Source organism: Psychrobacter sp. FME13 (assembly GCF_014861395.1).
GTDB lineage: Bacteria > Pseudomonadota > Gammaproteobacteria > Pseudomonadales > Moraxellaceae > Psychrobacter.
Map to the genome: position 1 here is coordinate 1 of NZ_RRYV01000046.1, position 22220 is coordinate 22220.

Below are 22220 nucleotides of genomic sequence, written 5' to 3' on the forward strand. Positions count from 1 at the left end.
GTCTCTTTATTTTAAAGGCTTTATACTTACTTTTCCAGATTAGGGACACGCCCTAGGCTCATTCTCTAACAAGAATTTTACTTGCTCAGCCACGATATCAGCACTATCAGCCGTAGATGCGCTGGTGGTCAATAATGTAGCGATTTGGTCAATGTGCTGATGCTTTTGTTTGTAGTTAGATAATAAACCATAAATAAAAGACAAAAAGAAGCCTATCAACACAGCCAAAATAATGGCTTGCGCGACAGAACGCCAGATAAGCGTAGAAATGGTTTGAGGTAGACGGTTGTTCATATCACTCAACTGAGTCAAGACAACTTTAATTTATACTACAGGTATTTAGAGAACATGATAAGTAATATATTTAGATATTGTTATCTAAATAATTATAACAACTAAACAAAAAAATGAGTGTCAAGTTGACTCTATCGCATTCTATGACACGATAAAGTCAGTAATGATGTCACTGTCTTGGTGATTAACGAGATTTTTTATCTTTAGTTGTGAATTTTTTTGCACGATTGCGCTCACGTTGACGCAATTGCTGTGTTTTCGCTTTGGTTGGCGTGTCGCTCTTGTTCGCATATGGATTGTCATTTTGTTTCAATATGACATTAAGCGGTGTACCTTCAAGCTTAAATACCTGACGGAACTGATTTTCAAGATAGCGCTGATAGCTTTTGGGCAATGCACTGGTTTGGTTACCATGAATCACAATCACGGGTGGATTGTGACCACCAATATGCGCAAAACGTAATTTGATACGGCGGCCAGCCACAGTTGGTGGCGGGTTAGCAGTCACTGCATCTTGTAAGATTTGAGTCAAACGATTGGTTGATACTTCAAACATAGAAGATTTATAAGCACGTAAAATAGATGGATATAAATTACCCACGCCCGTACCATGCAACGCTGATATCAAATGCACTTTTACGTAAGGAATAAAATTGAAACGGCGATCCATTTCAATTTTAATATAATCTCTTTGGTCCTGTGTCAGACCATCCCATTTATTAATCGCGACAACCAAAGCACGACCTGCATCTAGTGCATAGCCAATCATATGCAAGTCTTGATCGACAATTCCTTCATGAGCATCGATCACAATGACCGTTACATTAGAGTCTTCGATGGCTTGTAAAGTTTTAATAACAGAGAACTTTTCTACTTTTTCATCAATTTTACCGCGGCGACGTACACCAGCTGTATCAATTAACACATAGTCCTTACCTTCGCGTTTATAAGGAATATAAATACTGTCACGCGTGGTGCCAGGCATGTCAAATACCACCACACGATCTTCACCCAATAAGCGGTTAACCAGTGTTGATTTTCCAACATTTGGACGACCGATAATGGCAAGTTTTAGACCTTTCGGCTCGACGAGAGTATCTTGCTCAGGCATGTCAGCCGTTAATATTTCGAGTAGATTGCCAACACCGCGACCATGGCTAGCAGCCATTGGATACGGCTCGCCCAATCCTAATGCATAGAACTCGGCAGGCGCAGCATCATGGACACCGTCGACTTTGTTAGCCACGACATAGACTGGTTTGCCAAGCGTGTGCAAAAACTTACCAATCTCAGCGTCAGCACCAATCATACCCGCGCGAGCATCAACCACAAATACAATAATATCGGCTTCATGAATAGCAGTATGCGACTGTTCAGACATATAATCATCAATATTACCACTGCCATCATCTGATTCACCGATACCACCAGTATCTACGACGATAAATGATTTATCTTCGTAGGTTGCATCACCGTATTGACGGTCACGAGTCAGTCCTGACAAATCAGCAACCAATGCCTGGCGACTTTTTGTGAACTGATTAAATAAGGTGGATTTACCGACGTTTGGACGACCGATTAAGGCGACCACAGGCTTGATACTCATGGGTTACTCTCAGTGAAAGGCAAAATGACGGAAAGTGCAGTTATTCTGACAACCAATAACATAACAGTAGTAGCAAACATGCCACACTCGACCGTAAATTAAAATAAATAATAAAATGATAGCAAAAATAATAATCGACTATTTTACGATTAGTAAATGCTATATAAGATGATGCTTATATATAGACAGTATATATGGATAACGCTTATGGCGCATCGGTCGCATAGAGTACGCGAAAGCCTGTATTTAAACAAGCAGTTTACACAAGACATTAAACGCTGACTAAGCAGCGTTTGTATTTAAAAAATTACGATAAGTCCAATGGCACAATAATCTTATTAAAAAGTACTATTAAATTAAGTACTGAGCAATCAATGTCTTAGCGGGCTAACTGCCAAATAGCGACTTGTCCTGACGTACTTTGAGTCATGAGACGACTACCTTGCACTTGCAAACTACTTAAAGCACCTTTGGTTTCTACACGGCTAACGATCTTACCACTAGCAGGGTCAAATAAGTGCACTACACCATCTAAATCACCCACAGCAATATAATTTCCAATCATCACAGGGTTTGTCAAATGGCGATAAGCCAACTCATCACTCTCCCACAGCATAGCACCACTGCTACGATCATAAGCAACAACCTTACCATCTAAACCAGTCGCAATGACTTGTTGGCTATTTACGGCAAGTGCTTTGAGGCTAGCAATCTCATTGACGAATAGCACTTGACCCGATGCCAAATCAACACCAAGTAACTGACCACTATAACTAATAGCGAACATCTGATTTTGATCGACAATAGGCTTACCATCAACGTCGCTCATACGCTCAATTTCACTGCTGCCAGAACCAACACCAACACGTCTTGACCACTGCGGCAGACCACTATCTGTCGTCACCGCATGCAAGCGCCCATCGGCAGTAGCTAATAATGCGGTGCTGCTATCTAACAATGTTGGTGCAGCACTACCACGGACACTAATGGCTGGTACTTGTGTGGCAAACTGCCAAATAGACTGCCCTGTCTGTAAGGACAAGCCATGCAAAAAGCCATTATTCGCTGATAGAATCACTCGGTTGTTAGTAATAAGTGCTGGAGTCAAGACTGACCCTGACAGCTGTTGCTGCCAGCGTTTTTCGCCAGTCGTGCTATCAAACGCCATTACTAGACCGCTACGAGTGCTAATAATTGCTGTTTGGCTCAAGGCATCTAAGGCAACACCACCTGTTATTTGCTCATCAACATTGACTGACCATAAACGCTCTCCCGTACCGTTAAAGCCTGTTAATTCACCGCCACGTGATGCAGTAACGATTTGGCCATTGGCATACCCAACCTGTAAATCTAATGGATCTTTCTTACTGGCTTTTTTATTACCTACATCCGTACTAAAAACAGGTTGTAATACACTGATAGGCTCAGCAATCTGAACCAAATCTACAGGATCATTAACAATGGGTTTGATACCACGATTACACCCAATCACCGCAGTGCTCATTACTGCCAGTACGGCCACATGCATAACCGTCGTTTTGAGGGTTTTGGCTGTTGAGGTTTTGCTAGAGCGAATAGATTGAGTCATTATAATTTCTCACTACAAATAAATTATTATTAATTAAGTTCTGTGGGTTTATGGTGCCATCTAGCATATAAAACAGTTTAAGATGCTGACTATCAATTTAGCGATTATTCAGTGCTAAATAGCATATAAGTGCCATTATTAGTGAATAACACTCATAACAATACAGCTATTCAGTAACCTCGCCAACAGGAGCTTCTGCTACTTCCACAGACTCTTGTGCCACTACAGGCTGCGCAGAAGTGCTAGGCTCTTGGATAAGACTGGCTTGTTCATCGATAGGTTCAGGTACTATGCCTAAACTCTCCATCTTTAACGCCAGTACTGCACGCGTTTCTTGACGGCTTCGTAACAGCTCCCAAGCATTGTTGTACGATTTGACCGCTGACTCTTTATTATCTTTAGCCAAATAAATATCGCCTAGCAACTCTTGCTGACTGGCTTCAAAAGAGCTTGGCATATCATTTTTAGCTTCTGCTAGCGCCGCCTCAGTATCACCTGCAGCCAACAAGGTTTTAGCATAACGTAAACGAGTGATGGCTTTTAGACCAGCATCGCCCAAATCGATTGCAAGTGCTTTCTTGAACGTCTCAGTAGCAGCAGTGAAGTCATCATTATCAACTTGCTGACGTGCTTTTATCATTAATGCTTGCCATGCATAGACTGATTCACCGTGTGTATTTACCAGCGTATCAATCTCATTGTTCAATTGTGTACGACTCTGTTCAAGCGCTTCTTGTGCTTCTGCTTCTAAATCTGGGTTTTGCGAGGACAGATTGACCTCTTCATTCAACAACTGAATATCCGCATAACGATCCGCTGCTACAGTGTCTACCCGCGCATGATTATCCTGCCAATAGGTCCAACCGAAATACGCAGCCAGTGCCAATAAAATTGCAGTAATAATATAGCTGCCATATTGCTTTAACGCTTGCATTGAGTTGTCTGCATTCGGCGAATTGGATGTCGGAGCCATATATATTTACCTAATAAGATTTATATTAAATTACTGATATAAAAGTCAAGAAAGCCAAACGCTATAATTTACGAGAAAAATTGTCTTTACTCAACAACCAATCTGCCGCAACCGTCTGCTGCTCTCCTGTCTGCATGTCTTTAACACTAATGGTATTATCATCCAGCTCTTGCTGAGCAATGATAACCGTCAATGCAGCACCTGACTTATCCGCTTTTTTCATTTGCGCTTTCAAGCTTGTTGCACTTGCCATTTTGATGCGTACATCTGGACGGCTATAACGTAGATTTTGTGCATAGCTAATACCCGCACTATATACCTCTGGATGCGCCACAACAAAGACGTCACAAGCAGGTGTATCAGCAATCGGTGCAACTACGTCTATCAATAACAATAAACGCTCAAGCCCCATTGCAAAACCAATAGCAGGCTCAGATTTTGCAGGCTTACTACCATCAGTGCCCGTAGACTTCAATTGTCCAATCAAACCATCATAACGACCACCAGCACAAACAGTAGCTTGACTACCAAGCTTATCCGTAACCCATTCAAAAACAGTTTTATTATAGTAATCTAAGCCGCGCACCAGATGCGGATTGATTTCAAAGTCAATGCCAAGTGTGGTCAAGTACGCTTGTACTTGCTCAAAATGGGCCTTACTCTCTGCTCCCAAAAACTCAGCCAACTTTGGCGCATCTACTAAGACAGCCTGGGTACTCGCCTCTTTGCTATCTAGGATACGTAATGGATTGGTCATCAAACGGCGTTTGCTATCTTCATCAAGCAAATCTTTTTTATCCGTTAGATAGGCGACTAATGCTTCGCGATAAGCATAACGCTCATCTAGTTCTCCCAAACTATTAAGCTGCAAGTGCATCTCATCTTTTAGGCCCAGCTCCTGCCACATCAAGTGAGTCATCGCAATCAGTTCAGCATCAGCATCTGGTAACGCGCTACCGAAACTTTCGACACCCAGTTGATGAAACTGACGGTAGCGACCTTTTTGCGGACGTTCGTAGCGAAACATTGGACCGATATACCATAATTTGGGTGTATCGCCACGCAACAAGTTATGCTCTATTACAGCACGCACTGCGCTTGCCGTACCTTCAGGACGCAAGGTCAATGGCGTTGGTGGATCAGACTTATCGATAAAGCTATACATCTCTTTTTCGACGATATCTGTCGCACCACCGATCGCACGGGCAAACAAGTCGGTTTGCTCAACGATAGGCAAACGAATATGCTCATAACCATATCTGCCTAACACATTGGCCAATATCGACTCTAAGTACAGCCATTTTGCAGACTGATCAGGCAAAATATCATTAAACCCTTTAATAGCTTTAATCATGGTACGGTCGTATCCTTAAAATTTTTAACAGATATTTCTATTCTTTTTTATCGTCAATAGCGTATTTCTCATCAGCCACCTATTATTATAAGCTGAAATGACAGTACGAAATACGTCGACGTATTGGTATCTTACTTTACTCGAATAATTTCATTTTCGCGCTTTTTAGCCAAGTCTTCGGCATGAGCGCGTACCATGCCTTCGATTTCATCAACCAAATTGTTGGTATCAATGAGATGGCTCTTGTCACCCATACGATATACTAACGACTTTGGTGCAGCACCAACGATACCGATATCCGCTTCTTTCGCTTCACCTGGGCCATTCACTTTACAGCCAATCACAGACAGATTCATTGGTTCTCGAATGTCTTCTAAGCGCGTCTCTAAAGCAGTCATTACTTTAATCACATCAAACTCTTGACGTGAGCAACTTGGACAAGCAATAAAGTTGACACCGTTAGAGCGAATATTCAGTGATTTTAAGATATCGAAACCAATTTTAATTTCTTCTTCAGGCTCTGCGGCCAAGGAGATACGAAGGGTATCACCAATACCATCTAACAGCAGACCACCTAACGCAATGGCTGATTTCACTGCGCCTGTACGATAAACACCCGCTTCGGTAACACCTAAATGTAGTGGGTTATCAATTTGTGCTGATATCAAGCGATAAGCATCCAATGTCAAAAAGACATTACTGGCTTTGACAGAAACCTTATACTGATCAAAGTTAAGTCGCTCTAAGATATCAATGTGGCGCATCGCTGACTCTAGCATCGCTTCGCCAGTTGGCTCAGTATATTTGCGTTGAATATCTTTCTCTAAAGAGCCTGCGTTTACACCAATGCGAATAGGGATATTATAATGTTTGGCACACGCGACGACTTCACGCACTTTGGCATCATTACCGATATTACCAGGATTAATACGCAAACAATCCGCACCCGCTTCAGCAACAGCGAGCGCAATTTTGTGATCAAAATGCACATCGGCTATTAAAGGTACACTCACCAACTTACGAATTTCACCAAAAGCTTTGACAGTATCCATCGTTGGTGTTGATACCCGCATGAGATCAGCACCCGCTTCAACACAGCGCTCGATTTGGGCAACGGTAGCGGCCACATCACAGGTATCAGTATTTGTCATACTCTGCACACTAATCGGCGCATCACCACCAATCGCGACATCACCGACATATATTTTTTTGGTAAGGCGACGGTTAATAGGCGCTGACGTTGACATAGACAAACCCTTCCATTAGAACGAAAAAAAGCAGAGAAGATACTTACTTATTGATAACGACAAATACCCATTAGCGTAAAATAATAGCTATTCATCATCACTTTAAAAATTGGCTTTGCAATTAAGGTGCTAACTCAAAACTGGCTTGTTCATCAGTTGGATAAGCGTCCAACGCAACCGCTTCTTCATTGAGCACCAAGCTAACATTATCGACATTATCAATTTGCACACTAAACGGTGGTATACCTGATAACTGATAATCACCCGATGTTTGAGAGCCATTCATGAGTGTATTACCAGAGGCGTCAGCAATACTAATAACAGCTGAGTCAGTCACTTTAACCTCTAAAGCAGCCGGACTGACATTAGCACCGCCTAAATTTAATGCAGAACCAGAAGCACCAACCCCTGTCGCACTGTCAATCGCCGCACCTTGGGCTTGCTCTAGCGCAGATATATCCTCTACGGTGGACGCTGGTTCTACGTTGTTTTCTTTATTGGCATTACTTACCACACGGAATAAAAAAACTGCTAAAACGATGACACCAACGACAGCCAATATCAATAATGGGTTAAAGCGAATACGGCTACGCGTGTCTCGCTGCAATGTGCCCATTGGGCGCAGTGGCGTATCAATATTACTCACTGATTTGGCTTTAAGCTCACTAGGATAAGCTGCATCAAAACTGCTAGCAACTTTTTCTGAATCCAACCCCAAAAACTTGGCATAGTTTATCGCAAAACCACGAGCAAACGTTGCTTGTGGTAAATCAGCAAAATTCTCATTTTCTAACGCTTGCAAATGACGCTTTAAAATAAATAATTCGGCCGCTGCCTCTTCTATACTGACTTTTTTTGTTTTTCGGGCTTGCTGCAACATGGCACCAAATGATCCCTGCGTGTTAGGTTGAGTGTTTAATGATGGGGTTGTCATTTCCATGGTGCCTCTGGATTGTTAAGCCAAGTCTTAAGTTTTTTTGCTTCATCACTTAATGGATAAGTGGATAAAAGCTGCTGTGCCAATTGTTGGCGCTTCGTTATGTTGTTTTGCGCAGCGGCGAGTTTGATACCCTGTAACATCAAACGAGAGCTGACACCTTGCCTGCGTACCAAGGTCAATGTTTCATCATAAAGTCTTTGGGCTTGTGGAACACGATGCTGCTCAAGCAACAAATCCACCAACTCAATATGAGCAATAATACTATTACGATTGCCATCAAGCGCTCGCAAAAATGCTTTAGAAGCAGCACTACTGTCACCCAACTTCAAATAAGTGCGTCCTAAGTTTTCTAATGCACCAATACGACCTGTGTAACCTAATGCTGAACCTGCAATCTCAAACTGCTCTGCGGCTTCACGATAGCGCTTCATCTGTGACAAATAAACGCCATAGTTATTATTGGCTTGCTCGAAATCTTTATCAAGTGAAATCGCTTTCCTAAAATATTCGTCAGCTTTTTCAAGATTGCGTTGACTACCCTCTTGCTGTAGCAAAACGCCCATCATATCATAGGCTGGCGCGTAACGGCTATCCGCAGAAAGGGCTTTTTCAAGTTGGCGCTTAGCAGTATCGAGGTCGTTTTCACGAATATATTGTGCAGCCAGTGCAACACGCACACGAGCCACTTCTTGTTGATCTGATTTACGATTATCACTAGACCCTTGATAAACCGTGCTGCTGGTTACACCATCGCTCGGCACACTTTGGCAGCCTGTCAGCAACAACCCTGCAAACACCGTTGCTAGCATCATATGCTTTGGCATCGGTATTTGCTTTGCTACTGTACCCAACCGCTTACTATCTTGATAAAGTGATTTTTGATATCTGAACTGACAAAAATTTTTAGAAGTCATCATAGCCGCCATCATAAAACTGTAATTCAATGCGTTCGATCAAGGAAGACTCAGTTTAATAGATTTAACCCCCAGAAGTACAATTTTGTTGTGATTAATTGCCATACTCCTCAATACCAATTGTTATTGCTACATTTCTATTACCGTTGCGATAGATAAAAGACAGCTAAACATCAGCACTAAGTACACTATTTATTTTTATAAAGAGCCATTCTGAACATTTTCACGGTCTTTTATACTTTTCTGCCATGCAGCTGAGCGTCTGGTACGATCAGCCACTTGTCCAACTAATTGACCACAGGCCGCATCAATATCATCACCACGGGTCTGACGAATCGTACACACAAAACCTGCCTCACTCAAAATATTGCTAAAAGCGTGAATACGGTTGTTACTTGATTTGTCATATGGAGCATGCGGAAAGGGATTAAATGGAATCAAGTTGATTTTACTTGGTAGACCATCTAATAACGCAACCAACTGATGAGCATGTTCATTGCCGTCATTGACCCCATCAAGCATCACGTATTCGATAGTAACGTGCTTTTTGTGACGCGGATTGATATCAAAAACGTAGTTTTTTGCAGCCGCGATCAACTCATCTAACGGATACTTTTTGTTGATTGGCACCAATTCATCACGCAGTTCATCATTGGGTGCATGCAATGAAATAGCCAAGGCCACATCTAGATCTTGCGCCAGCTGGTACATTTTCGGTACCACGCCTGATGTTGATAAAGTGACACGGCGCTTTGACAGACCATACCCATGATCACTTAACATCAGCTCCATTGAGCCAACCACAGGCTTATAGTTCAATAGTGGCTCACCCATACCCATCATCACGACATTGGTAACGTTATTTTCCCACAAGCTATGGTCAACGTTTTCTAGACTTTCATTTTCATCCGTCATATATGAGGCGTTAGCAACCCATAACTGACCGATAATCTCAGCCGCACTCAAATCACGCTCAAATCCTTGTTTGCCCGTACTACAGAAACTACAGTCTAGCGCACAGCCAACTTGTGAAGACACACATAACGTTTTGCGACCATTTAGTTTACTATCATCTGCAGGAATCAGGACTGTCTCAACCAATGAACCACCCGTAACTTCAAACACCCATTTACGCGTACCATCATCACTATATTGACGATGAATCACTTTAGGTGGAAGCACGCAAGCATTGAGCGATAATTTATCACGCAAAGACTTGCTCAAATTCGTCATTTTTTCAAAATCTGTCACACCATGTTGATATATCCACTTAATGACTTGCGTTGAACGAAAAGGCTTTTCACCGATACTTTTGAAGTAATCAGCCAATTGTGCTTGTGTCATTCCGAGTAAATTGGTCTTTGCTTGCGCTTCATCTACTATTTTAATGCTATCAGTACGCTTGGTAGGAATGTGCTGCGTGGGTGTTTGAACAGTGGACATAATAGGTAACCTTTTTGCACAGGCTTATATCGGCAGTGCAATTGTTTATATGGATGTTGTCATACAGACACAATATATGAGTACATGAGCAATCCGTTATGAGCGCATTTTTTATTGATATACGCCTTCTACTAATAACTTATAGAAAGACTGGATACGTATGCATACTAAGCATTGATAAAGAAAATTATGTATTTAATAAAAACATGCTGATAAGGGATTGATAACGCGAAATAAGTATAATAATGAGGCAAACCATTAAATTTTTCAATAAATCATAGGATTATTATTGGAGCTAAAACGGCTTATATCATAAGATATAAGCCGTTTCGCAAAACCAATTATTAACAATCAATAAGCTAAGCAATAACTGATATTAGCGCGTACGTGCACAAACTTCATCATCATTGAAGAAGTAGCTTATTTCACGTGCTGCTGATTCTGCAGAATCTGAACCATGCACAGCGTTTTCATCGATGCTACTAGCGAAATCTGCACGGATAGTGCCTTCAGCAGCTTCTTTTGGGTTGGTTGCACCCATGATTTCACGGTGCTTAGCGATGGCATTTTCGCCTTCTAATACAGATACAACCACAGGACCTGAAGTCATGAATGACACTAGATCGTTGTAAAAGGGACGCTCAGCATGCTCAGCGTAAAAACCGCCTGCTTTTTCGTCATCAAGATGCTGCATTTTTGCTGCAACGATTTTTAGACCAGCTTGTTCAAAGCGGCTATAGATAGCACCGATATGGTTGCCAGCAACGGCGTCAGGTTTGATGATAGATAACGTACGTTCGTTAGCCATGAAAAGCTCCTAATAAATGATAAATTCGAGAAGAAATAAAATAGTGAATATTTGATTTTGTCTTTGGCCACAATGCTGACTTAGAGTGTTTTACCCAACTCATGGTATATCAATATATAACCATAAGCACCAACATAGGATTGTTGCCTATTATAATGATTCAGGCCATAAATGATAGGGTTAATTTATGACATGAGCTTGCACAGAGGTAAACTGAGTATACATAAATGCTTAATAAGCCACGAGATTGTATAAAAGTAAAAACCCCAATGCTCAACATTGGGGTCTTATTTTTCTATATACCTATCAATAGTTCATTAACTATATTTATACGTCATATGGGTCACGTAAGACGATAGTTTCTTCACGATCAGGACCAGTTGAGATAATATCAACTGGGCAACCAATCAATGCTTCGATACGTTTGATGTATTTCTTAGCATTCTCTGGTAGGTCATCGTAGTTAGTAATACCAACTGTTGACTCGCTCCAACCTTCTAGCGTTTCGTATTTTGGCGTGACTGACTCGTAGAATTCAGCATCATGTGCGCCTGCACACTCAGTCTCAGGTAGGTTGTAACCCACACCGATTAATAGCTCTTCTAGACCGTCTAATACGTCAAGCTTAGTTAAGCAGATACCGGTTAAAGAGTTCAGTACCACTGCACGGCGTAGTGCTTCAGCATCGAACCAACCACAGCGGCGGGCACGACCAGTTGTCGCACCAAATTCATGACCAACATTCGCCAAATGCGCACCAACATCATCAAACAACTCAGTTGGGAATGGGCCGCTACCGACACGTGTGGTGTAGGCTTTGGTAATCCCAAGTACATAATCTAAATATAGTGGACCGATACCTGTACCAGTAGAAACACCCCCAGCCGTTACGCTTGAGCTGGTTACAAACGGATAAGTACCATGATCAATATCAAGTAAAGTACCTTGCGCACCTTCAAACATCAGGTTTTTACCAGCCAAACGCAGTTGATTTAGGTCTTCAGTTACATCAGTAACCATACCTTTAATCTCTTCTTTCCACTCTTGGCAAAGCTTAAACGTCTCATCAAAATCAATCGCATCAACTTTATAGTATTGAGTCAGTTGGAAGTTATGATATTCAATTAGGTTGCGTAGCTTTTCTTCTAGATCGCTACGGAATAAATCCGCAAGCTTGATAGCACGGCGCGCTACTTTGTCTTCGTAGGCAGGACCGATACCACGACCCGTTGTACCGATTTTACCACTGCCACGTTTGGCTTCACGTGCTTGGTCAAGCGCCACGTGATATGGCATGATGAGTGGGCAATTTGGTGAAATACGCAAACGCTCACGCACTGGTACGTTGTTGGCTTCAAGATCTTTTATTTCAATCAATAATGCATCAGGTGCTAACACCACACCGTTACCGATGAAGCAAGTCACACCTTCACGCAAGATGCCTGATGGGATTAAATGTAAGACGGTGGTTTTGCCATCGACAACTAACGTGTGACCAGCATTGTGGCCGCCTTGAAAGCGAGCGACTGCTGAGGCTTTTTCGGTCAGTAAATCAACGATTTTACCTTTACCTTCATCGCCCCATTGGCTACCCAAAACTACGACATTCTTACCCATGATCAATCCTTACCTTTATATATTGAGGTGTGTGCAATAATGATTTAAAACGACGATAACTTTCATTACCGTGTTTTAAATGACATTAAAAAGTGGTAATAATCTTAAAAACTAATGCTTAACTGATTGTTTACTTCTAAGTAATATCTTTACTTATTCAATCAATAACACTTAATCGGTTCATACTTATAATCGGTTCATGCTTAAATAGCCTGCAACTGCCACTGATTATCCACAAAGTTTAAGCAATGGGTCATGCCAACTGGACGGTCCGCTATATCTAATGGCATCGTGACACGGTAGCCCTGCTGACGCAAACTCTCAACTTGCTGTAATAGTATCTGCATCTGCTCTTGATTCACATTACTCAGTGCCTGATAGTCCACCAATACGATAATTGGTGATTCAAGTTGGGTGTGTGCAAGCAGGCGGCTGACATCCATACTAAAACCAGTGGCTTCACGTGGTTGGTTGCTTGTCAACTGGTTACCGCTTTGCATACCATCAAAGCGCCCACCACGTACTAGTGGCTGGGTCTCACTATTGATATAACCATTGAACACAATACCAGTATGATAATGATAGCCTGATAGCTCTGTCACATCGATACTCACAGGACACTGCCACTGCTCTTGTAAATGCGTTTTTAGGCGTTGTAGCTCGTCAATAGCAGTGACGACCTGCGTGTCTTGCTGCGCAGTCTCTGACAGTTTTACCAATAGGTTGTCGATATCATGACCGAAGCGCGCCAATGCATAAAAATCATTGCCTAACGCTATTGACTGACAAACACGCTTTAGCTCTGGTAGGTTTTTATTGGCATATAAATGCATCAGATGCTCAGTGTCATTGTCTGACAACTCAGCCAATTCAGCCAAGCGTTTGAATATGGCAACATGACCCAAGTCAATATGCAGCGCCGCACTCATATTCAGTGTATTCACCATGCTAAACAACACATCGATCAGCTCAATATCTGCAGCAAGTGAGGCACAACCGAATATCTCAGCACCGAGCTGCAAAGGCGTACGTGAGCCAAACAGCCCTGATGGCAAGGTATGAATCACATCACCTGCATAGCAATAGCGAGCAATACCAGTACCACCATGATGCGCATCAATACGCAAAATCTGTGGCGTAATATCAGCACGCAAACCCATCAATCGACCTGTTAATTGATCGATAATCTTGAAAGTTTGACGCTTTAAATCTTCTGATGCACCACTCAATAACGACTCAGTGAACTCAATCATTGGTGGATTCACCAATTGATAACCATGAGCGATAAGCTGTTTGGTTAGTTGATGCCTAAGCACTTCTTGCTTATGAGCATCTTCAAACAATACATCGACCACACCATCAGGCAACAGCCAACTATTGCCAACGTCGCTAGAAAAATGGCTTAAATACGGCATACTATTAGATGCGGTAGCATCGTTGGCATGCTGAGTCGTTGCTTGACTGGTCATATTTGACTGGGAAGGTTTTGCAGAATCAGAACTGACAGACACAATAAATCCTTGTTTGGCGTATCGCTTACCAAAAATGCGGTACTTAAAGGTTATATTTACAATTGCATTGACGCCACGCACTTCTTGTTTTTAACGCACAACATCATTGACCCAATTATTTATAAACAAACTAGGTAACCGCAAAAGGGTGAGTAATAAGTATAATGTAGAATGATAAGACGAGTATCTTTATGCGCTAATAAACTGCGATAAATAATCAAGGCACTTTATGGTTTTAGTTTAGCATAGCAGTTAAGGTTCGCCTAGTGACAATTAGCCACAATCACTATCTAATTACGCCTTATCAACACTAAAGCCATGAAGATTATCTATACCTTATATAAGTAATAGTTCCATTACGAGTTGTCACAATCATTCTATACAATAAAGAGCAGAATGAGAGCAACGCCTTCAGTATGGACTCATGGTACACTAATGCATATTTTTATCTTGGAGGCCTTATGTCATCAGATTACCACCCAAATCCAGCCATCAATCAAACCAACGTTTTAGGTACGGCACTTGCCAGCTGCTGCTTCGATCCTATCACTGGTTACTATCGCAATGGCTTTTGTCATACGGGTAACCACGACGTTGGTCAGCATACTGTTTGTGTCAAAATGACCAGTGAGTTTTTAAACTTTTCTGCCAGTCGTGGTAACGATCTTATTACGCCACTACCCGAATACAACTTTGCCGGTCTAAAACCTGGTGATTACTGGTGTATCTGCGCTCTACGCTGGGTTGAAGCATTAGATTTTGATATCGCACCGCAAATCAAGCTAGAAGCCTGTCACGAGAGTTTATTAAGCTTGGTCGATATTGAAACGCTAAAAAGCTATGCGACTTAAGTTTTCTGCTACGTTTTAGTTTTAATGACGACAGTTTTTTACTGTATCAAAGGAAAGAGTGCGTATGGAAAAAAACAACGACCAATTGATTAAAAAAACAGCACGTATTACACCCAATGCTAATATCAATCGTATCGTTGCTGATATGGATGAGGATCATCTGTATTTAGAAAATAATGGCAGCTATATTTACGGTGATGCTGACGCGACAAATGAAGACACGATCGAGACCATGACAATCTACGATCCAGACTCTGAGCGTTATGAAGATATTGATCTTGCAAGTGCAGATGAAGTCGTCAATTGTTATGCTTACTCACGTAAAACAGGTGAAAACCTAGATAAAGTCGCGCTTACCGATGTCAGTCGAGCCTTGAGCAACAATGGTCAGTTTATTTGGCTAGGTCTATACGACCCTAGCCTTCAAACTATGGTCGAAGTTAAAGAAGCATTTGGTTTACATGAACTGGCCATTGAAGATGCCTTCGCCGACCACCAACGCGCCAAAGTCGAAAATTACGACAATGACATGGTGTTTGTGGTATTACGTACGGCCAAGCTCGAAGACAAAATCATTCGCTATGGCACCACAGCGATATTCATGGGTAAAAACTATCTAATTACCATTCGTAATGGCCCATCCAACTCTTACGCCCCTGTCCGTGAACACTGTCATCGTCGCCCTGAAAAGCTGCGTATGGGCCCGATATTTGTGCTGCATGCCATTCTCGATTTTATCGTGGATAACTATATGCCGGTTACCGACCGCTTGGGACGATATCTACGTGAGCAAGAGCGCTATGTATTTACCTCTGAGTTTGACAAAACTACGTTAAAAAACCTCTATGAACTAAAGTCACAACTGGTTCATATGCGCGCTATTATCTTGCCTGTACAAGATATCTGTAGTTTTTTTATCAATCATAAAAAAAGCGAAATGGCTTCTATATTCTCTCAAGCAGCCAAACCCTACTTTCGCGATGTCAATGACCATCTATTACACTCTCTTGATGCTATTAATGGGCTTAATGAGATGCTAAGTGTGGTCATGAATACCTATATGGCAATGGTCAATATGGGACAGAATGAAGTAGTGCGTAAGCTTGCAGCGTGGGCAGGTATCTTGGCCGTACCAACCGCCATTGCTGGTATTTATGGGATGAATTTTGATTTTATGCCTGAATTACATTGGAAGTACTCTTATCTTGTGATTATGCTATTTATTGGTTCCTTATGTGGCTACCTATATTACAATTTTAAACGGCTAAAATGGCTATAGTCACTGCTATATAATAAATCATTCTCACTTTGCACAAAAAAAGCTACCCGTTGGTAGCTTTTTTTAACTCTATATACTTATAAGGTCACTCACGTCGATGCTTAGTATGGCTATCTGCCACCTGTGTGGTATCAGGTAAAAGCGCCTTGACCGTAAGATTTGCATGTTGCTGATCTAAATTGTCTTCTGGGCGACCGAACGTTTTGGCTGTCCAAGTCAGCACGACAATCGCACCGCTCAATAGCATGATTGCTACAGAAATCGTCGCTAGCAGCCACAGGTGAAAATAGTCTGAAACCGCTTGTACATCAACCACTAAATGTCGTGATAAAGCGGTTATAGCAATAAATATCAAAAACTGGACTGGCAAACGATGCGTCTTAAAATAGATACCTATCATGGCCAACAGTTCAAGATAAATAAATAACATCAAGATGTCTTTTAAATCTGCTGAGCCTTTTTGGACAATACCTACAAACTCTTTGCCCGCCGTCCATACCACCACCACACTGATTAAAAATAAGATCACGTAATGACAAACATCGACGAACTCTCTACCAATACGCTGTAGCTTTTCATGAATACCTACGTCTTCTTTAGCCATGTTAGCACCTATAAAATTGGACGATATGACGATTGCTTGATACCTGTGGCATCAGACACCTTATCTATAGACAATTAGTGCTCAAATGACAATGCTATTCGCTAGCGATACCATGATCTAGCCCTGCTGATTTTTCAGCAGCATCAACCGTTTGGCGAATCAATGTATTGATGGTCATTGGTCCAACGCCTCCTGGCACTGGTGTATAAGCACTGGCGATTTTTTCAACACCTTGTAACTCGATATCACCCACACCGCCATTTTCAGTAGGATGGAACCCTGCATCGACGACGACGGCACCTGCTTTGATCCACTCTGCCTTAATCAGCTCAGGCACACCTACAGCACCAACCACGATATCGGCGCGTTTGATATGCGACGCCAAGTCTTGAGTTCTTGAATGGCAAATGGTCACTGTACAGTTAGCATTCAATAGCATCATCGCCATTGGTTTTCCCAAAATTGCGCTACGACCTACGACGACTGCTTCTTTTCCTGACAGCTCAATATCGTAATGCTCTAATAAGTGCATGATACCCTGCGGTGTACACGATCCATAGGCTGACTGCTGCATACCCATGCGACCAAAACCGAGACAAGTAACACCATCTACGTCTTTTGCTAAGTCAATTTGTTCAAAACAAGCACGCTCATCGATATGTGCAGGTACCGGATGCTGTAGCAAAATACCATGTACGTCTGGATTATTATTTAGCTCATCTATCTTTGCCATGAGCTGCTCAGTGGTGGTCTCAGTTGGCATTTCAACCTTGATAGAGTCCATACCTACACGCTTACAGGCATTGCCTTTCATACGCACATAAGTCGCAGAAGCAGGGTCTGCACCAACCAATATGGTCGCCAAGCTTGGTGTACGTCCAGTCTTATCCTTGATAGCATCCACGCGCGTGCGTAGTTGTTGTTCTATTTGTTTTGCAAGTGCTTTGCCGTCCAAAACAGTGGCTGACTCTTGGGTAGTAGGCGCAATAGACATAGGAGCTCCAATAGAGGGTACAATAAAAAAATAAAGACAGCGCCGCAATTGCTTGCCTGCCTGTCTTATCCTTAATCAAGGTATGATTGATACTGATATTGTACCTGCCTACGGCTAAAAATCCTAGCGTGGCATAATATTTGAATGCTTACATACTTGAATGCTTATATAAATATTTAGAGCTTTGTTATCAAAGCTCAATTAACATCTGAGTGACTTCCTATATGTTGTCATTTAGCAATTGATCCAAACACCTCATCGATTGCTTCGATGGTTTGTGTAACTTCCGCCGTGGTGAGTGTCGGATGTACCAAAAACATCAAGCTGGTCTCCCCTAATTGCTTTGCCACTGGCAATCTAGTCGCTGGACGTAACCCTGTATCGTCAAATGCTTTTTCTAAGTATACTTCTGAAGCGGTACCAGAAAAGCAAGGTACACCTTTCTCATTAATCTCTTGAATGATGCGATCTCGCGACCACTCCTCAGGTAGGTTATCTGGCTGCACATATACGTATAACTTATAATATGCATGATTAGAATCTGAATACTGCGGGGACTCTTCTAACTTAGGTACGACCAAGTAGCCCTCTTCTGCCCACTTTGCACAGGTCTCTAATATCATGTGGGCATTAGCCGTACGCTTAGCTGTCCAATCACTCATTCGCTCTAGCTGGATACGACCTATAGCAGACTGCATTTCGGTCATTCGCCAATTGGTACCAAAGCTCTCATGCAACCAACGATATCCGGGCGCATGCTCTGTCTCATAGACAGCGGCGTAACTTTTACCATGATCCTTATATGCCCACATTTTTCGCCATAGTTGCTCATCATTGGTAGTGACCATACCGCCCTCACCACCTGTGGTCATCACTTTATCTTGGCAAAAGCTCCATGCGCCAATATGACCAATACTGCCCACGCTTCGACCTTTATAATGCGCCCCGTGTGCCTGAGCGCAGTCCTCGATGACATATAAATCATGCGCCTCAGCTAAAGCCATAATACTGTCCATATCACATGGCCAGCCTGCCAAGTGCACACATATGATGGCTCGAGTGTTTTTAGTAAGTACAGCACTAATCGATTCGGCAGTGATATTGCCTGTCGCTTCATCGATATCAGCAAATATAGGCGTTGCACCAGCATTAATCACACAAGAAATACTGGCAATAAAGGTACGCGGCGTGACAACCACTTCATCGCCTGCTTTAAGGTCGAGTGCCTGCAATGACAAATCTAACGCTAGCGTACCATTACCAACAGCAATGGCGTAACCGCTATCTGACCAAGAAGCAAACTCTTTTTCAAATTCACGACTCTCGGTACCTGTCCAATAATTCACTTTGTTAGATAACAGCACTTGGCTAACTGCATCAGCTTCTTGCTGAGTAAAACTTGGCCATGGGGAAAAAGGGGTGTTTAGCATATACGCCTCACTGGTTATTTTAATGATAAATGGATGAGCTGATAAATATAGGGTTTTTTGAATTACATTGACTATAAATATGCATAATTTATGCAGATTCAGATGATTCACTGACTATGGCTGACGATATACTATTTAATTTTTGTGTAGCGGCCTAGCAGGGTTACCTACTACTACCGCTCCAGCAGGAACGTCTTTGGTTACGACTGCGCCCATACCCACAACAGCGCCTTTACCAATAATCAAAGGCTTGTCAGGTGTGCCTTGCTTAATAATGGCACCAGCACCAATATACGCATGGTCATGAATATGAATATTCCCGTTACAGTTGACCCGAGGGGCAAATGTGACATAGTCACCAATGATGCAGTCGTGCTCTACATAACTATAAAGATTGGCATGAAAACACTTACCAATAGTCACATTTGAAGCTATCGTCACGAACGGGCTAATGGCCGCACCCCCGCCAATAATCACTTCATCCATGATTAAGGTCGTACTGTCTTGTACTGACCATAGTGATATCCCATCTGTTAGTAAATTACCTGCAATCTTTTGGCGAATATCACTATCAGAAATAGCAATGAGTACAAACTTATGGAGAAAATTCAATGCTTTGAAAGCCTCGTAATTCATGGCTAGATGATTATTAATGTCGCTTTCTTTATCTAACGAATCATCAATAAATACTACTTGGCTATCGATATCTAGTCGCTTTAACTGTTCAGCAGCTATCGGCATCAAACTACGGCCACAGCCCGCTGCCCCATAGACGGCAAAGATTCTGTTCATAGTATTATTTATGACTTATCTGGTTTGCAGAACCTGTAAACTTGGGCATAGTCGCTTCGCCATCGGCGCTGATACCATCTTTTATGATGACTTTTTTAACTGTTTTGAACAGTATTTTTACGTCTAACCATAGCGATTGGTTCTCCACATACCATGTATCGAGCTTAAATTTTTCATCCCAACTAATAGCATTACGACCATTTACTTGTGCATAACCAGTAATACCTGGACGAGATAAGTGTCGACGGTTTTGCTCAGCGTTATACAAGGGCAAATATTCCATCAATAACGGACGTGGCCCGACTAGGCTCATATCACCTTTAATCACATTCCATAGCTCTGGTAACTCATCAAGACTGGTATTGCGCAACTTTTTGCCAAATGTAGTCAGGCGCTCACTATCTTCTAAAGGGTTACCTGCAGCATCTATCTCATCTTTCATGGAGCGAAACTTAATCATTTCAAATGGCTTACCATTTAGTCCAGGGCGCGTTTGACGAAACAGCACTGGTGAGCCAAGGTTTTTTTTCACCTTGTAAGCAGTAATGGCATATACAGGAGATAACACTATTAACGCGGTAGTCGCGGCGGTGATATCGAATAGACGTTTAATCATTATTAGCTCCTATAAACCCATTTCTTGTAGCATAATTTTATTGACACTATTTACATCAAATTTTTCTTCTGCCAACTGACGTGATGCTGCACCCATACTAATGATCATTTCTGGATTAAGTATAAAACGCTCCATAGCAGCAGCCAGTTCATCGACTGCTTTAACTGGCACTAAATAGCCATTATAATCACTCCTGACGGTCTCACGGCAACCCGGTGCATCTGTCGTAATAATGGGTCGCCCCATCGCTTCTAATACCGTACGCGGGGTTCCTTCTCTATAGGAAGGTAAAACATAAATAGAACTGGCCTCAATGGCAGGCTTAACATCGCTCAGCTTGCCCCAAAACTCAAACCGACCATCATCAATCCAACTGTCCAGTTCATGCTGATTGATAGCGTCAGGATTGTCATCAATCCAACCCACCAAATTGAACTGGGCTTGCGGATATTTTGACTTAATCACTCCAGCCGCCTTGGCATACTCTCTCACACCTTTGGCACCTAGCAAACGTGCAATCAATAAAAAACTGGGTGCTGGTACAGCATTATCACTTGGAAAAGGCATGACTTTGTATTCTGACACATCGACACCAGAACCATTTACTACCTTAGTCGGAGTGGCAGACTGCAATATCTTCATCGATTTAAATAAAGCTTCATCATCTGGGTTTTGGAAAAGCACCTTATGCGCTGATCTTAACGACATGGCATAAAGCTTATGCATTAGCTTCTGTAAATTGGTTCTATGATACGTACTCTCATCCGCCCCTTGAAATGCGTAGCCCAAACCTGTAATCAAAGCATAACGATGAGGAACACCAGCCAACTTAGCTGCTAGTAACCCATAGATAACTGGCTTGATGGTATATCCCATCACATAGTCAGGTTTGATCTGTTTCATTAAACGGTATAACGCAAACATAGTCTGACTATCTGCTATAGGGTTTGTACCAGTGCGCTGCATTGGAATATCATGAACCGTATAACCCAATGCTTCCAGCTGCCTTCGTTCTTCTGGATAGCTCTTAAACTCTGGAGCAGCAATATCAATATCAAATCCAGCCTGATTGATCGCAGCAATTAATTCACCCCGAAAGTTTAGTAGTGAGGGGGGATGACTGGCTATAATCAAAAATCTCATAATCAAGTTGTCCAAAAAAACCATGTGGTAATGGTATATAATATATACAGTATTAAAACCATAGAATCATTTTTGCCTCTATAGTCAGATGACCACAAAAATGTTATAAAATAAATCAACTAAACGATTACCACTATAAACAACTATGACTTACTCCCTAGCGGAGTTTTTCAAGGTAGTTGTCACCATCAAGCTAAATTAAGCGGCTTGTAATCT

At 42.0% G+C, this 22220-nt stretch carries 20 protein-coding genes; 2 read left to right on the top strand and 18 right to left on the bottom strand.

All coding sequences use genetic code 11. The annotated features are described in order from the left end of the window. Window positions 1-39: 39 nt before the first annotated feature. The 12 genes from EI164_RS07675 to EI164_RS07730 all read right to left on the bottom strand — a co-directional run bounded on the left by EI164_RS07675 (window position 40) and on the right by EI164_RS07730 (window position 14295). A complete protein-coding gene (locus EI164_RS07675) occupies window positions 40-294 on the bottom strand; it encodes a hypothetical protein (protein WP_192519393.1) in 255 nt (84 codons plus the stop codon). 184 nt (window positions 295-478) lie between these two features. Further along, a complete protein-coding gene (gene der / locus EI164_RS07680) occupies window positions 479-1900 on the bottom strand; it encodes a ribosome biogenesis GTPase Der (RefSeq protein WP_192519394.1) in 1422 nt (473 codons plus the stop codon). A gap of 379 nt (window positions 1901-2279) precedes the next feature. Further along, a complete protein-coding gene (gene bamB, locus EI164_RS07685) occupies window positions 2280-3488 on the bottom strand; it encodes an outer membrane protein assembly factor BamB (protein ID WP_192519395.1) in 1209 nt (402 codons plus the stop codon). Between the two features lie 166 nt (window positions 3489-3654). Further along, a complete protein-coding gene (locus EI164_RS07690; protein ID WP_192519396.1) occupies window positions 3655-4461 on the bottom strand; it encodes a YfgM family protein in 807 nt (268 codons plus the stop codon). A 61-nt stretch (window positions 4462-4522) separates the two neighbouring features. Further along, window positions 4523-5815: a histidine--tRNA ligase gene (gene hisS / locus EI164_RS07695; protein ID WP_192519397.1), complete on the bottom strand. Its 1293-nt coding sequence runs from the start codon at window positions 5813-5815 to the stop codon at window positions 4523-4525. Between the two features lie 131 nt (window positions 5816-5946). After that, the gene (ispG, locus tag EI164_RS07700) at window positions 5947-7062 is read right to left on the bottom strand and encodes a flavodoxin-dependent (E)-4-hydroxy-3-methylbut-2-enyl-diphosphate synthase (protein WP_192519398.1); all 1116 of its coding nucleotides are present in this window, start codon (window positions 7060-7062) and stop codon (window positions 5947-5949) included. Between the two features lie 121 nt (window positions 7063-7183). Continuing rightward, complete coding sequence (locus EI164_RS07705) at window positions 7184-8002, bottom strand: helix-turn-helix domain-containing protein (protein ID WP_225739174.1); 819 nt, start codon at window positions 8000-8002, stop codon at window positions 7184-7186. Continuing rightward, window positions 7993-8916: a type IV pilus biogenesis/stability protein PilW gene (gene pilW, locus EI164_RS07710; RefSeq protein ID WP_225739175.1), complete on the bottom strand. Its 924-nt coding sequence runs from the start codon at window positions 8914-8916 to the stop codon at window positions 7993-7995. Before pilW ends, EI164_RS07705 begins: the two co-directional genes overlap by 10 nt. Before the next feature lie 198 nt (window positions 8917-9114). Beyond that, on the bottom strand, window positions 9115-10359 hold the full coding sequence (gene rlmN, locus EI164_RS07715; RefSeq protein ID WP_192519400.1) for a 23S rRNA (adenine(2503)-C(2))-methyltransferase RlmN: 1245 nt from the start codon (window positions 10357-10359) through the stop codon (window positions 9115-9117). Between the two features lie 376 nt (window positions 10360-10735). Beyond that, window positions 10736-11167, bottom strand: coding sequence for a nucleoside-diphosphate kinase (gene ndk, locus EI164_RS07720; protein ID WP_192519401.1), 432 nt, complete (start codon window positions 11165-11167; stop codon window positions 10736-10738). A 327-nt stretch (window positions 11168-11494) separates the two neighbouring features. Continuing rightward, window positions 11495-12784, bottom strand: a complete 1290-nt coding sequence (locus tag EI164_RS07725) for an adenylosuccinate synthase (RefSeq protein WP_192519402.1) — start codon at window positions 12782-12784, stop codon at window positions 11495-11497. A 203-nt stretch (window positions 12785-12987) separates the two neighbouring features. Continuing rightward, a complete protein-coding gene (locus tag EI164_RS07730; RefSeq protein ID WP_192519403.1) occupies window positions 12988-14295 on the bottom strand; it encodes an ATP phosphoribosyltransferase regulatory subunit in 1308 nt (435 codons plus the stop codon). 461 nt (window positions 14296-14756) lie between these two features. Here EI164_RS07730 and EI164_RS07735 point away from each other — a divergent pair, with 461 nt between their 5' ends. Together EI164_RS07735 and corA are read left to right on the top strand one after the other, a co-directional pair. After that, a complete protein-coding gene (locus tag EI164_RS07735) occupies window positions 14757-15146 on the top strand; it encodes a DUF2237 family protein (protein WP_192519404.1) in 390 nt (129 codons plus the stop codon). Between the two features lie 64 nt (window positions 15147-15210). Then, the gene (corA, locus tag EI164_RS07740) at window positions 15211-16425 is read left to right on the top strand and encodes a magnesium/cobalt transporter CorA (RefSeq protein WP_192519405.1); all 1215 of its coding nucleotides are present in this window, start codon (window positions 15211-15213) and stop codon (window positions 16423-16425) included. 85 nt (window positions 16426-16510) lie between these two features. Here corA and EI164_RS07745 read toward each other — a convergent pair whose 3' ends face one another. The 6 genes from EI164_RS07745 to EI164_RS07770 form a co-directional block, all read right to left on the bottom strand. Continuing rightward, a complete protein-coding gene (locus EI164_RS07745; protein ID WP_192519406.1) occupies window positions 16511-17029 on the bottom strand; it encodes a phosphate-starvation-inducible protein PsiE in 519 nt (172 codons plus the stop codon). Window positions 17030-17123: 94 nt separating this feature from the next. Further along, entirely contained in the window at window positions 17124-18023 is a 900-nt protein-coding gene (gene folD, locus EI164_RS07750; protein ID WP_192519407.1) for a bifunctional methylenetetrahydrofolate dehydrogenase/methenyltetrahydrofolate cyclohydrolase FolD, read from the bottom strand. Between the two features lie 230 nt (window positions 18024-18253). Next, on the bottom strand, window positions 18254-19453 hold the full coding sequence (locus EI164_RS07755; RefSeq protein ID WP_192519408.1) for a DegT/DnrJ/EryC1/StrS family aminotransferase: 1200 nt from the start codon (window positions 19451-19453) through the stop codon (window positions 18254-18256). A 135-nt stretch (window positions 19454-19588) separates the two neighbouring features. Further along, window positions 19589-20245: an acetyltransferase gene (locus EI164_RS07760; protein WP_192519409.1), complete on the bottom strand. Its 657-nt coding sequence runs from the start codon at window positions 20243-20245 to the stop codon at window positions 19589-19591. A 4-nt stretch (window positions 20246-20249) separates the two neighbouring features. Next, window positions 20250-20861: a sugar transferase gene (locus EI164_RS07765; protein ID WP_192519410.1), complete on the bottom strand. Its 612-nt coding sequence runs from the start codon at window positions 20859-20861 to the stop codon at window positions 20250-20252. A gap of 9 nt (window positions 20862-20870) precedes the next feature. Next, window positions 20871-22004 carry a glycosyltransferase family 4 protein gene (locus EI164_RS07770; RefSeq protein WP_192519411.1) on the bottom strand — a complete coding sequence of 378 codons (1134 nt, stop codon included), beginning with the start codon at window positions 22002-22004 and terminating at the stop codon, window positions 20871-20873. Window positions 22005-22220 lie beyond the last annotated feature (216 nt).

Coding starts and splice junctions, on each gene's coding strand:
- EI164_RS07675 (WP_192519393.1), bottom strand. CDS start 294: ATGAACAACCGTCTACCTCAAACCATTTCTACGCTTATCTGGCGTTCT.
- der (WP_192519394.1), bottom strand. CDS start 1,900: ATGAGTATCAAGCCTGTGGTCGCCTTAATCGGTCGTCCAAACGTCGGT.
- bamB (WP_192519395.1), bottom strand. CDS start 3,488: ATGACTCAATCTATTCGCTCTAGCAAAACCTCAACAGCCAAAACCCTC.
- EI164_RS07690 (WP_192519396.1), bottom strand. CDS start 4,461: ATGGCTCCGACATCCAATTCGCCGAATGCAGACAACTCAATGCAAGCG.
- hisS (WP_192519397.1), bottom strand. CDS start 5,815: ATGATTAAAGCTATTAAAGGGTTTAATGATATTTTGCCTGATCAGTCT.
- ispG (WP_192519398.1), bottom strand. CDS start 7,062: ATGTCAACGTCAGCGCCTATTAACCGTCGCCTTACCAAAAAAATATAT.
- EI164_RS07705 (WP_225739174.1), bottom strand. CDS start 8,002: ATGGAAATGACAACCCCATCATTAAACACTCAACCTAACACGCAGGGA.
- pilW (WP_225739175.1), bottom strand. CDS start 8,916: ATGACTTCTAAAAATTTTTGTCAGTTCAGATATCAAAAATCACTTTAT.
- rlmN (WP_192519400.1), bottom strand. CDS start 10,359: ATGTCCACTGTTCAAACACCCACGCAGCACATTCCTACCAAGCGTACT.
- ndk (WP_192519401.1), bottom strand. CDS start 11,167: ATGGCTAACGAACGTACGTTATCTATCATCAAACCTGACGCCGTTGCT.
- EI164_RS07725 (WP_192519402.1), bottom strand. CDS start 12,784: ATGGGTAAGAATGTCGTAGTTTTGGGTAGCCAATGGGGCGATGAAGGT.
- EI164_RS07735 (WP_192519404.1), top strand. CDS start 14,757: ATGTCATCAGATTACCACCCAAATCCAGCCATCAATCAAACCAACGTT.
- corA (WP_192519405.1), top strand. CDS start 15,211: ATGGAAAAAAACAACGACCAATTGATTAAAAAAACAGCACGTATTACA.
- EI164_RS07745 (WP_192519406.1), bottom strand. CDS start 17,029: ATGGCTAAAGAAGACGTAGGTATTCATGAAAAGCTACAGCGTATTGGT.
- folD (WP_192519407.1), bottom strand. CDS start 18,023: ATGTCTATTGCGCCTACTACCCAAGAGTCAGCCACTGTTTTGGACGGC.
- EI164_RS07755 (WP_192519408.1), bottom strand. CDS start 19,453: ATGCTAAACACCCCTTTTTCCCCATGGCCAAGTTTTACTCAGCAAGAA.
- EI164_RS07760 (WP_192519409.1), bottom strand. CDS start 20,245: ATGAACAGAATCTTTGCCGTCTATGGGGCAGCGGGCTGTGGCCGTAGT.
- EI164_RS07765 (WP_192519410.1), bottom strand. CDS start 20,861: ATGATTAAACGTCTATTCGATATCACCGCCGCGACTACCGCGTTAATA.
- EI164_RS07770 (WP_192519411.1), bottom strand. CDS start 22,004: ATGAGATTTTTGATTATAGCCAGTCATCCCCCCTCACTACTAAACTTT.